The organism is Photobacterium leiognathi, assembly GCF_030685535.1.
GTDB lineage: Bacteria > Pseudomonadota > Gammaproteobacteria > Enterobacterales > Vibrionaceae > Photobacterium > Photobacterium leiognathi.
This window is the reverse complement of sequence record NZ_CP131601.1, coordinates 2,031,463-2,043,055: the sequence shown is the minus strand read 5'-3', so window position 1 is coordinate 2,043,055 and position 11,593 is coordinate 2,031,463. Positions and strand designations below refer to the sequence as shown.

The window sequence follows — 11,593 nt, the reverse complement described above, 5'->3', positions numbered from 1 at the left end:
AAAAGCGAGCTGATGCTCGCTTTTTTTGTGTTTGATGCAGTAACGATATTAGTCGTTATTTGGTGCTAACCAGCGGTATACCCAACCAGCTAGAACTGCACCGATAAGAGGTGCAACCCAGAACATCCATAGTTGAGATGTTGCCCAGTCACCAACAAACAGAGCAGGACCAGTACTACGAGCAGGGTTCACTGATGTGTTTGTTACAGGGATGCTGATCAAGTGGATTAGCGTTAGTGCAAGACCAATTGCTAGACCAGCCATTTGTGGCGATGCTAGTTTGTGTGTTGCACCTAGGATCACAAACAGGAACATGAATGTCATTACTACTTCAGTGACGAAAGAAGACAGTAGTGAGTAGTGACCTGGAGAGTGCTTACCGTAGCCGTTAGATGCGAAACCGCCAGCGAGATCGAAACCTGCATTACCACTTGCAATAACGTAAAGTACAGCAGCACCAGCGATACCACCAAGCACTTGAGAAATAACGTATGGAACGACTTCACCTGTTGGGAAACGGTTACCCGCCCATAGACCTACAGTAACAGCAGGGTTTAGGTGACAGCCTGAAATATGACCAATCGCGTATGCCATAGTTACAACAGTCAAACCGAATGCTAGTGCAACACCTAGGAAACCAATACCAAGATCTGGGTAAGCAGCAGCCAGAACAGCACTACCACAACCACCTAGCACTAACCAGAATGTACCGATGAACTCGGCAACCAATTTTTTCATCATATTTCATTTCCTTACTTAACTAAAAACGGTGCACATAATGGATTAAAAACACTGTTCAATCTAGATGCGTCCATATTTTATAAAGTTAAATTATCTTAATTTATCTTAATTCAACTAAATTCATCGTCATTAGAACTACATTGACACCATCTAATTGTAGTAAAGATTTTCAAGTTGTTATTTTTTATTCTAATTAATCAATATGTTACGTAAATCACTACGTAAATGTATTCTTATGCTGCGTGATCATGTGAAGGTGGTCGTAAAGTTGTTTTTTCATTTTTAAAGAGGTCATTTGTATCAGCAATTATATGGCAATGGGTGTCTGTCCAGTGGCGAAGTTGGATCATGCCATCATGGGTTTCTGTCAATAATGTACAATTTTCCACCCAATCACCGCAGTTGGCATACATAATTTCCTTACATAGACGTAAGTCAGGTTGGTGGATATGGTCACAAATAATGCCATCGACCTGTTGGCTTTCAGCATGTCCAATAGCAGCTTGGCGAAAACGAGCAATGGCCTGATGAGCTTTATCGACGCGCTGTTTTAAATAGCTTGCCAGTGACCAATAGGGCTTGTTCATTTTGCGACGAGTGACGTGTAACCAACGATTAAGGAACAGTAAAAAGTCATAACCTTTGTCGCCTAAATAGCTATGAAAACGGTTAACGGTAACGTAATCATCAAACTCATCACCATGTAGTGCTAAGATTTTTTTGCCTATTGCTGTGGTATGAATGTACTGGCGTTCGAGTTGAATATGACCAAAATCGTAGTGTAAGAAATCACGAATTTTCTCATCGTGATTACCGGGGATATAAATGACTTTACAGCCATGATGTGCTTTATCTATGAGTAAATTGAGGAAAGCATGATGGCTTTGAGGCCAGTAGGCACGATGCTTTTGCGACCAGAGATCAATAATATCGCCAACTAAAATAATGGTCTCTGCTTGGTTATGCTCAAAGAAATCGAGCAGATAATCTATTTTACAATCGCGACAGCCAAGGTGTATATCGGATAACCATAGGGTGCGATAGGTATTGATATTCATGATCAACAGTACTCTGTTTAGGATGAATTTTTACGCTATCGCTGTTATATGACCCTTAGGTGGCTATTTGATGAACTTCCGGTGTCGCGATTTTTTACTTCAGCTCTCAAGAGTTAATCACTTTCGTCAAACAGGTAAGTCTCAATTTGATCGGAGAGCCATTTGATCACAGGTGTTCGACGAGACTCACTTTCTACCACTTCACCATAAGCTTGCCAGTTCATGGCGCGGTTATATTTGATGACTTTTAATGTACCTTCACGCAGGTGTTGTTTAATTAAAATTGCAGGTAAGTATGACCAACCGGTTTGATCTAATACCGCATCACGCAAGTGCTCGTAAAATGACAAAGCAATGTATTTACCTGCTTTTGGCGTGACGATTTTTAAGTTTTCTTCATCAATATAAGCCACGGCAATCTCGGTAAAGCGTTCAAGATCGGCACTGGTTACTTTACGCAGTTGGCTCAAAGGGTGATCTTTGTGCGCCACTGACATAACACGAATTTGGCCTAAATCGATTTGATGTAAACGTGAGAGTTGATGAGTGTCAGGTATTAAGCCATATGCGACATCAACAAGATTTTGCGTCACCATCTCTTCTAGTTCTTGCGGTGGCGCACTATAGATAGAGACGCTGGTTTGTGGAAATTGATGACGAATTTCCCGCAATAGTTTGCGCCATACCGATTCAGGTAACGAATCATCACGGGCAATACGGATAGTAGATTCAACACCAGCAAGATGCTGTGCACAGCGTGTTTCTATATCACGGGCAATTAACAGCATACGCTCGAAATCGTTAGCAATGGCATCACCAACGTCGGTGGGAATAATTTGGTTTCCCGTGCGATTTAATAAGGCTATTCCCAATTCATCTTCTAATGCACTCAATGCGGCACTAACTGTTGTACGGCTTTTTCCGAGTTTTCTCGCGGCTTCTGCGATAGAACCTGTTTTTATTGCATACAAAAACATTTCAATTTGGTTGGTTCTCATACAGGGTATCACCAGTTAAGAATAAGAACGTTGATGCTCAATATAGCGACGAAAAAATTGTCGCTCAGTGATTATGCTATAACTATAACTCACGTTATTCTGTATTCAGAATCATTTTTCAAGTTAAAAACGACGAATAATTTGTCGATTGAGGTTTATATGTCTAGCAAGATACAACAAGAGCGTGGTTTGCTGTTGTTGTCAACAGTATCATCATTTTCATTTGCGGTAATAGGGATTGTTTTAGGGTCAATTGTTGGCTCGTTGGTAATTGTGTTTGATGGTGCCTATTCACTGGTCAGCTTAGCATTAACAATGCTATCACTTGGTGCAGCGCACTATATTAATAAGCCTGAAGTGGATAAAAACACCCCTCAATTTGCAATGATTGAACCATCTGTAATTGCTATCAAAGGTAGTGTAATTGCGGTGATGTGTTTATGGTCTTTTTACTCAGCAGTAGAAGCAATTTTAGCTGGTGGTCGTGATATTAACGCAGGCGTAGCACTAGCCTTTGGTATGGTAAGTGTAGTGGGTTGTTATGCTACATACCGTTACATTAAATTGAAAAGTCAGAACATTGATTCGGCATTAGCACAAGCGGAAGCTAAGCAGTGGGTGATGGATACCGTGATCAGTGTGGCTGTATTAGCAGGTTTCTTTATCGCAAAATTATTAATGATGACGAAATACGCTGACTATGCAACCTATGCCGATCCAGTGATGGTAGTGTTAGCTTCTGTGTACTTCATCATTGTACCAGTAAAAATGGTATGGCATTCAGTTCACGAGTTATTAGATATTCGTCATCATCATGGTCACCAGTTGGCGCATGCGATGAAATGAAATAAATAAAATAAGGCCAGTTCTATCTATAGAACTGGCCTTATTTTTAATTCAGTAAACTTAGCGACCTAATAAAAGGGTATCTTCAATTTCACGGTAATGTGTTGCGCTATTGATAAGAGAAGCAGCCGTTAATCCTGGGACGCCGTAGACTTCAACGATGGCGTTATATTTAGTTTGTACCTTCTCAACTAGTAAATCAAAGTCGCCATCACCTGAAAGTAGAATAATACGATCCACTTCTGGCGCATGTTCAATCACATCTAACGTGATCCCCACATCCCAATCCCCTTTAGCAGAGCCATCACTGCGTTGGATAAAGGGCTTCAGTTTTACATCAAATCCAATTGCTCGCAGAATATTTTGAAACTGTCTTTGCTTTTCATCACCTTTGTGGATGGCATAAGCATAAGCTGCGATGATTTCGCGGTCTTGTGATACTTCAGACCAGAAAGCGTTGTAGTCGAAGTTAGCGTGATATTTTTCTCTTACTGTGTAGTAGATGTTTTGTACATCGACAAAGATAGCAACTTTTTCCACGAGAATTCCAAATCGGTTGAATATAAGAGCTATGGTGAAGAATTGGGTCAGATAATTCAACTGTTATTGAACAATGTACCGTTATTGCTTTGTTTTTAAACAACAAGCCAAGTGTTTTGAGCTAATAGCATGTTATTGCGATACCAGATGGAATAAAAACAGAAAAATGTGGTCTTAATAGAAAGACGAAATGTTGCCTGTAGGCGATTTGAGAGAAGCAATATATATGAATAAGTTATTGATTGGTGGTTTGTTATTAAGTTCAAGCTCTGTTTTTGCTCAGAGTTGTCCAGTTGAAGTGCCTAATCCTATCCATATTGAAAATGGCGGTATTTCTGTATACGAACAAGGCCAGCCTAAGTTAGTGATCGATAAAAATAATGATCTGTATATCAATGGCTCAAAAGTGGATCTCACTGCAATGCAGCAACAAGCAATAGATGCTTACAGTAAAGATGTTCAAACCTATTTGCCACAAATGGCACAGTTAGCCCAAGAGGGGGTAGGAATGGCGACAGACGTATTAGGGACGGTTGCAAATAGCTTTGCGTCTAAAGATGCCTTTAATCAAGTGCAAAGTTTGATTAATCAATTAGGTGAACAAGCACACGAGAAGTTTTATAACTCGAAAGGTGAGTTTGTTATGCCTGCTGAGGTCTTTTCTTCTGTTGATGGTGATTGGAAAACGGAGTTTGAATCAGCGATGAAGCAAGTGAGCGTTGAATCCGTCGCAGGTTTGTTTGCTGCACTTTCTGAGGAAATGAAAAACGGTAATTTAGACTTTACCCAACTACAGAGTAAGTTTGCTGATTTAAAAAATCGTTTAAGTGAACAAATGGCGCAGCGAAGTGATGAAATGAAAGTGAAAGCAAATGCGCTTTGTGGCTCGATTGAAGGATTAGCAGAGCAAGAGAAGCAGCTTCAACAAGCGATCCCTCAACTAAAAGATGTGCCTATGTTTGAAATTTAATAGTATTGGCTAGTGATGAAATAGCGCAGTTATGCGCTATTTTTGTTTGTGCTTACTTTTTGTTCTAAATTTGAACTGTGTGTTAAGCTAATAAGGATAGTAGCAGTAATAAGCTGGTGTATTTAAAGGAAGAATTAACGCCTGCGTGTGATAGTACACTGGGGGATTAAAAGTAATTAAGGCTGATAGGAGGCGCTTATGTTAAAGATTGCAGTGATTATTGGTCTTTTACTTTTTGCATACTGGGTGATGCGTTTTATGTCGCCAACCAATCAACGAAAAGTGGTGCTTGGCCTTTTTTTAGTATTGGGAAGCGCAGCGATTATTTTTATGGCGTTTGAATTGTTTCGTTAATAAAAAGGCATGAAAGGAGCGATTCCTTCATGCCTTTTTGTTGTCTTTTAGTATCTTACTTTAGTTGTGATTAAAGTAGATCTGTTAGGGCGATACCGACACCAATACGTTGCTGCTTGTGGTTGTAATCAATCAGGTTTTCACCATAACCCGTAGAGTACTTAGTATATCCACGCAGTTTGCCCCACAATGGGAAAGTTAAGCCTAATTCACCATAGCCTTTATGGGTGGCAAAGTTTTCACGACCGATAAAGCTAAACTCATAATTATCCCATTTATAAACCGCACCGATTTGGAAATGTCCCATGTACTTTTCAATATCTGGGTTGTCATCACCTGACGGAGAGTTAGGCTCTTTCTTTTTATCTTCTGGAATTCGCCACCAAGGACGTAGGGTAAACACAAAGTTTTCTTTCTCGAAGATAAAATCACTATAGATACGGTTCCAACTACGCGACAGGCCTTGAGTTCTTCCATTTGACTGGTGCTCAATACCTATGGTTGCCCATGTATTGCCACCAAAAGGTGTCCAAGGCGTTGGCGCAAAATAGAACATTTCTGGGCGGTAGTTGGTCTCTCTAAATGGGCGAGAAATATCGCCAGCATAAACTTGCCAGTATGAGTTAAGCGTAAAGGCAAGAAATAGCCCGTCACCATCAATTAAAAGATCATCATAATTCAGTGGTGTTTTAAAACTGATTTGAAATTCTGCTTCTGCATTCTTCAAATGGTTATCCCACTCAGAGCCTGCATACGCAGCACGGTTAATGCTGTCGGTAAGCGTTACTGGCAGGAAGTAGTTCATACGATGTGGCGTGATCACAAATGGGTTAAATGTTGTTTCACGCTCATTTTGTAGACGTTGCGTGACCATCGGTGTTTTAGGCGTATTATCCGTATTAGTGACGATTTTTTGGCAACGGCTACGAATTTGATTAAGAGTTAATTCACCGTTTTGATTTTTTACTGCGTTTAATAGACACGCGTCATAGTCGTCATCGGGTGAGGCTAAAGCCATTGTGGGCGCAGTGAATAGCGTGAATAAGAAAAAATGAGTAAGAGATTTCACAGTGAATAAACTTCCCTGAATAAGTCGTTATGAATGCTTACGTAAATAAAATATAAGTTATTTTATGCGATTACTATCAATACGTTCCTATTATACATATCAATTGTCAATATTTGGTTAAATAAAAACGCTGCATTAGAAGCAGCGTTTTTTATATGACATTAATTATTCTTGTTAGAAATTATGCGCCCGCGCGGCTACGTGTTGGCTTATTTGGACGACCACCAGCCTTTCCATTACGGTTATTGGTTGGTTTTCCATTACGAGCACCGGCATTATTACCTGTTGTTGGACGCTTAGCACCATTGTTATTACTGCGGTTGCCGTTACCACCGTTAGCCGATGGTTTACCATTGCCTGTAGGCTTGCCATTGCGAGTCGATGGGCTACGTTTGCCATCTTTGCGAATATCTGGCTGGTTAGGGTGCTTAGTCGCAAAGCGTTTTGCGCCATGACGACCAGAGCCGCGACGCTCCGCAGGTGTCATTTCTGCTTCTGTACCTGCTGGCGGTACTAAACAGCTTGGACGATTACCGATTAGGTGTTTCTTACCCATTGAAATCAATGCGTCACGAATCAGTGCCCAGTTGGCTGGATCATGGTAACGCAGTAGGGCTTTATGTAAGCGACGCTGACGTTCACCTTTCGCCACGAACAGATCATCACGACCTTTGTATTTCACTTTTTTCAGTGGGTTTGTTTCAGAGTGATACATCGCAGTGGCATTACACATTGGCGATGGATAGAAGTTCTGAACCTGATCACACTGGTAATCGTTTTGCTTTAACCATAATGCAAGGTTAAGCATGTCTTCATCTGTTGAGCCTGGGTGCGCTGAAATAAAGTAAGGGATCAGGTACTGTTTTTTACCTGCTTCTTTACTGTATTTATCAAACATTTCTTTGAAGCGATCAAAGGTGCCCATACCCGGCTTCATCATCAGATCAAGCGTGCCTTTCTCGGTATGCTCTGGGGCAATCTTCAAGTAACCACCCACGTGGTGAGTTACAAGCTCACGAACGTATTCTGGTGATTCAACCGCCAAGTCATAACGAACACCAGATGCGATCATGATCTTCTTCACGCCTTTTAAATTACGTGCTTCACGGTAAAGATCGATCGTGTGTTTATGATCGGTATTTAGCTTTTCACAGATCTTAGGGAAGATACATGAAGGGCGACGACAGTTCGCTTCAGCGCGTTCATCTGAACAACCTAAACGGTACATGTTCGCTGTTGGGCCACCCAAGTCAGAAATGGTGCCAGTAAAACCCGGTACTTTTTCACGGATCTCTTCAATTTCATTCAAAATCGACTCTTTTGAGCGGTTTTGAATAATACGACCTTCGTGCTCGGTAATTGAACAGAATGAACAACCACCAAAACAGCCACGCATGATGTTAACCGATGTTTTGATCATGTCGTAAGCAGGGATCTTCGCTTTACCATAGCTTGGGTGAGGAATACGTGCGAATGGTAAACCAAAAACAAAGTCCATTTCTTCTGTAGTTAGAGGAATAGGCGCACGGTTAACCCAAAGCTCACGATCAGCATGTTTTTGTACAAGTGCACGACCAGAATACGGGTTAGTTTCTAAGTGCATAACACGGCTTGCATGAGCATAAAGAATACGGTCATTAGCCAATTTTTCGTACGATGGTAGACGAACAACTGTTGATGCTGCATCGTGACGAGAAGGCTGAACACGCACTACTTGTGCCTGCTCTTTTTGTTCTTGCTTGTTGTTATCGCAGTTCTCTTCCGTTGCGTATGGGTTTGGCATCACCATCGCACGGCCTGGTTTTTCGATACGTGAAGAATCAATTTCTTTGTAATCTTCAGGTACGTCTTTTAGCATCACAGCAGTACCTGCAATGCGGGTCATCGATTTGATGTCTTCGCCATTACTAAGACGGTGAGCAACTTCTACCAGTGCACGCTCTGCGTTACCAAAGAGAAGAATGTCAGCTTTCGCATCCATTAATACTGAACGACGCACTTTGTCCGACCAGTAATCATAGTGCGCTAAACGGCGCAGGCTCGCTTCAATACCACCAAGTACAATCGGCGTTTCTTTATAAGCTTCACGACAACGTTGTGAGTAAACCAGTACTGCACGATCAGGACGTTTACCACCTTCATTGTTCGGTGTGTAAGCATCATCGTGACGAAGTTTACGATCGGCTGTGTAGCGGTTGATCATAGAGTCCATGTTACCAGCGGTAATACCAAAGAATAGGTTTGGTTTACCCAGTTTCATGAATTCATCTTTATTGTCCCATTTAGGCTGAGCAATAATACCAACACGAAAGCCTTGAGCTTCAAGTAGACGACCAATGACCGCCATACCAAAACTAGGGTGGTCAACATAGGCATCACCAGTAACAATAATAATGTCACAGCTATCCCAGCCTAACGCGTCCATTTCCTTACGCGATGTTGGTAAAAATGGTGCAGTGCCATAGCACTCAGCCCAATATTTCGGGTAGCTATTAATCGGTGTTACTTTAGTGTGCATGTTTTGACCTCTATATTTTGAGGCGGGAATTATAACGGTTAGCTGTATCACTGACTAGCCCTTATAAAACCTGAGAATTTTTAAGGATAAATCAATACTGAAGCATCATTTTTATAATAGCCAACTATGCTAAAAATGTTTTATCGAGCAGCTCATAACAATAGATATACACGATTAAGCGAGGGGATGGATGAAAGATGAGAAGCAAGGACAACAGGGACAGTCATCATTAACGAGCTTCGCAGACAAGCATGCGTATTGTGAGCAAGTGAAAATGGAAAACTTTGCGCAAAGTATGCGGCTAGAAGGCTACGAAATTGAAGTCCCTTCGTTAGTAGAAAATGCGCGTAAACGTGATGAATTACGCCAGCAACTCATTCGTCATTATAAGCAGGCAGACACTGAAAAGGTGTAGATGTGGCAAATAAGTACGGTACCGAGCAAGACCCATATACATATAATGATACTGGCGTCTTGATTAACAAATTAAATATTCACGATGAAGTGTTATTAGATGAAGCGGAAACACAATTTAATACCCTTGCCGCTATGGGGATTGAATTCTCAGCACCGCCTTATGATTTTGCGTATTTTTGCCAATTACATAAATGGCTATTTGATGATTTGTTTGAATGGGCGGGTAAATGTCGCACCATTGACATATCAAAAGATGAGACACGTTTTTGTCATGTAAATCGGCTACAGCTTGAAGCGGAGCGTTTATTTGCGCAGTTAGAATCAGAGCATTATTTAGTTGGTCTACCTTTTGAAACGCTGGTGGAGCGATTAGCGCAATATTATTGCGACATTAACGTATTACATCCTTTTAGAGAGGGGAACGGACGTACCCAACGTATTTTGTTTGAGCATATCGTGATTAATTGTGGCTATAACATTAACTTCAGCGGTGTGACTGCGGAACAATGGCTAGAAGCGAATATTCAAGGTTATTACTGTAATTATGCACCAATGCAAACCTTGTTCTTACGTTGTGTCTCATTGCCTAAATAGCGTAACCATGTTGTACTTAGCCATAATAGAAAAGCCATTGTTGGTAACGGGAAATGTTATTAAACAATGGCTTTTCTGTATGAAACGAAAGGTGTTTTCAGCGTTATACGCTTTGTTCGTGATCTATTGGTAAGGGCTGTAGGCTTCGTAGATCAGATGCTGCTGGGCTTTGATAAGCAGCTAAACCAAATTTTGGAACCATAGCAAAGATATGATCAAAAATATCTGATTGTACCGCTTCATAAAACGCCCACCGCGTATCGTTGACGAAGACATAAATTTGAATAGGTAAACCTTGTGGTGTTGGTTCTAATTCACGAACAAGAAATGTCATATCTTGACGAATTTTAGGATGTTGTTTGAGGTAAGCTTCAAGGTAGCCTCTAAATACTGCAATATTCGTTAGCCCACTGTGTGGATTTAAGGTTTGCTTAATTTGCGTAATGACAGCAGGCACAAAATCTATGCTTGAAAGCGTGTCTTCCTCTTTGTTATCAATAAATTTAATTGTATCAATATCAATTAAGATTGAACGTTTAATCCGACGGCCACCGGATTCCTGCATTTGTCGCCAGTTAATAAAAGAATCTTGTACTAATGCGTAAGCTGGAATATTGGTAACAGTGTTGTCCCAGTTTTTTACCTTGACGGTAGTTAATGACACTTCTTCAATACTGCCATTGGCACCGTATTTATCCATTTGGATCCAATCGCCAACTTTGACCATTTGGTTAGCTGATAACTGAATACCAGCCACAAAGCCTAAAATGGTGTCACGGAAAACTAATAACACTAAACCCGTAGCGACACCTAAACCACTGAGGAAATATACTGGTGAGCGGTCGAAAATCACTGATATGGCAATGATTAAGCCGATAAAAAAGATCACTAGTTTAAATAACTGAACAAAGCTTTTGATCGGCAAATCGCGGCTCATCAGTTTAATATCCGCAATATTATTACTAGCATCTAAGAACGCATAGCTACTGCGAATTAACGCAACGATCAGCCATAAGCTGAGAACACGATCGATTAAGCCACTTAAAATCGCATGTTTATCAAGCACTAGCGGGATTAGCAGGTTCAGTACTACGGCAGGAATGATCAGCGATAATTTTTCAAATACAGCGTGTTTAACAATCACGGATCCCCATATCGCATGGGAACGTTTGAGCATTGCATTGACGGCTTTTAACAGCCCCCAACGGACCATGACGTAAGTAATAAAGGCGACCGCACAACAAAGTACGATAAAAAAGGCGGTTGAAATATTGTCGTGGGGCTCAATATTCACGCCTATTTCAGACAGAATGTGGGCGATATCGGCTCTAATTGCTTTGCTCACAGATTTACTCCATTTGATAACGATGTTGGCGAAAATAAAAAGTGATGATATCTGATGCTCTTTCGAGGAAAAGAGATCTGAAAAAGCCGCCTAACAAGGTTAGTATATAACTGAATACACAATGATATATGCCGGAGACCGAT

General features: G+C 41.0%; 12 protein-coding genes. 5 read left to right on the top strand and 7 right to left on the bottom strand.

What is annotated here, in order from left to right:
• Nucleotides 1–48: 48 nt before the first annotated feature.
• The 3 genes from aqpZ to Q7674_RS16450 form a co-directional block, all read right to left on the bottom strand.
• Nucleotides 49–738: an aquaporin Z gene (gene aqpZ / locus Q7674_RS16460; RefSeq protein ID WP_305424148.1), complete on the bottom strand. Its 690-nt coding sequence runs from the start codon at nucleotides 736–738 to the stop codon at nucleotides 49–51.
• A gap of 236 nt (nucleotides 739–974) precedes the next feature.
• Complete coding sequence (locus tag Q7674_RS16455; RefSeq protein WP_305422851.1) at nucleotides 975–1,799, bottom strand: UDP-2,3-diacylglucosamine diphosphatase; 825 nt, start codon at nucleotides 1,797–1,799, stop codon at nucleotides 975–977.
• A gap of 113 nt (nucleotides 1,800–1,912) precedes the next feature.
• Nucleotides 1,913–2,797, bottom strand: coding sequence for a LysR family transcriptional regulator (locus Q7674_RS16450; protein WP_008987396.1), 885 nt, complete (start codon nucleotides 2,795–2,797; stop codon nucleotides 1,913–1,915).
• A gap of 159 nt (nucleotides 2,798–2,956) precedes the next feature.
• Between Q7674_RS16450 and Q7674_RS16445 the strand changes: the two genes are divergently transcribed.
• On the top strand, nucleotides 2,957–3,643 hold the full coding sequence (locus Q7674_RS16445) for a cation efflux transmembrane domain-containing protein (protein ID WP_008987395.1): 687 nt from the start codon (nucleotides 2,957–2,959) through the stop codon (nucleotides 3,641–3,643).
• Between the two features lie 60 nt (nucleotides 3,644–3,703).
• Here the strand turns inward: Q7674_RS16445 and Q7674_RS16440 are convergent, their stop codons facing one another.
• A complete protein-coding gene (locus Q7674_RS16440) occupies nucleotides 3,704–4,183 on the bottom strand; it encodes a LabA-like NYN domain-containing protein (RefSeq protein ID WP_008987394.1) in 480 nt (159 codons plus the stop codon).
• Between the two features lie 226 nt (nucleotides 4,184–4,409).
• On the opposite strand from Q7674_RS16440, the gene Q7674_RS16435 reads away from it, so the two are divergent.
• Nucleotides 4,410–5,153 (top strand): YggN family protein, encoded by a 744-nt coding sequence (locus tag Q7674_RS16435; RefSeq protein WP_023931790.1) that lies wholly within the window; start codon nucleotides 4,410–4,412, stop codon nucleotides 5,151–5,153.
• Between the two features lie 198 nt (nucleotides 5,154–5,351).
• On the top strand, nucleotides 5,352–5,507 hold the full coding sequence (locus Q7674_RS16430) for a hypothetical protein (RefSeq protein WP_008987392.1): 156 nt from the start codon (nucleotides 5,352–5,354) through the stop codon (nucleotides 5,505–5,507).
• 70 nt (nucleotides 5,508–5,577) lie between these two features.
• Here Q7674_RS16430 and Q7674_RS16425 read toward each other — a convergent pair whose 3' ends face one another.
• Together Q7674_RS16425 and Q7674_RS16420 are read right to left on the bottom strand one after the other, a co-directional pair.
• A complete protein-coding gene (locus Q7674_RS16425) occupies nucleotides 5,578–6,525 on the bottom strand; it encodes a phospholipase A (protein WP_023931791.1) in 948 nt (315 codons plus the stop codon).
• Between the two features lie 232 nt (nucleotides 6,526–6,757).
• The gene (locus Q7674_RS16420) at nucleotides 6,758–9,094 is read right to left on the bottom strand and encodes a YgiQ family radical SAM protein (protein ID WP_107229658.1); all 2,337 of its coding nucleotides are present in this window, start codon (nucleotides 9,092–9,094) and stop codon (nucleotides 6,758–6,760) included.
• A gap of 190 nt (nucleotides 9,095–9,284) precedes the next feature.
• Between Q7674_RS16420 and Q7674_RS16415 the strand changes: the two genes are divergently transcribed.
• Entirely contained in the window at nucleotides 9,285–9,509 is a 225-nt protein-coding gene (locus tag Q7674_RS16415; protein ID WP_045065831.1) for a YhfG family protein, read from the top strand.
• 2 nt (nucleotides 9,510–9,511) lie between these two features.
• Nucleotides 9,512–10,105 (top strand): putative adenosine monophosphate-protein transferase Fic, encoded by a 594-nt coding sequence (locus tag Q7674_RS16410; protein WP_045065829.1) that lies wholly within the window; start codon nucleotides 9,512–9,514, stop codon nucleotides 10,103–10,105.
• 103 nt (nucleotides 10,106–10,208) lie between these two features.
• Here the strand turns inward: Q7674_RS16410 and Q7674_RS16405 are convergent, their stop codons facing one another.
• Complete coding sequence (locus Q7674_RS16405) at nucleotides 10,209–11,450, bottom strand: mechanosensitive ion channel family protein (RefSeq protein ID WP_045065827.1); 1,242 nt, start codon at nucleotides 11,448–11,450, stop codon at nucleotides 10,209–10,211.
• Nucleotides 11,451–11,593 lie beyond the last annotated feature (143 nt).

Excerpts from the sequence above, each read along its gene's own strand:
- aqpZ (WP_305424148.1), bottom strand. The coding sequence starts at position 738 with ATGAAAAAATTGGTTGCCGAGTTCATCGGTACATTCTGGTTAGTGCTA.
- Q7674_RS16455 (WP_305422851.1), bottom strand. The coding sequence starts at position 1,799 with ATGAATATCAATACCTATCGCACCCTATGGTTATCCGATATACACCTT.
- Q7674_RS16450 (WP_008987396.1), bottom strand. The coding sequence starts at position 2,797 with ATGAGAACCAACCAAATTGAAATGTTTTTGTATGCAATAAAAACAGGT.
- Q7674_RS16445 (WP_008987395.1), top strand. The coding sequence starts at position 2,957 with ATGTCTAGCAAGATACAACAAGAGCGTGGTTTGCTGTTGTTGTCAACA.
- Q7674_RS16435 (WP_023931790.1), top strand. The coding sequence starts at position 4,410 with ATGAATAAGTTATTGATTGGTGGTTTGTTATTAAGTTCAAGCTCTGTT.
- Q7674_RS16430 (WP_008987392.1), top strand. The coding sequence starts at position 5,352 with ATGTTAAAGATTGCAGTGATTATTGGTCTTTTACTTTTTGCATACTGG.
- Q7674_RS16425 (WP_023931791.1), bottom strand. The coding sequence starts at position 6,525 with ATGGCTTTAGCCTCACCCGATGACGACTATGACGCGTGTCTATTAAAC.
- Q7674_RS16420 (WP_107229658.1), bottom strand. The coding sequence starts at position 9,094 with ATGCACACTAAAGTAACACCGATTAATAGCTACCCGAAATATTGGGCT.
- Q7674_RS16415 (WP_045065831.1), top strand. The coding sequence starts at position 9,285 with ATGAAAGATGAGAAGCAAGGACAACAGGGACAGTCATCATTAACGAGC.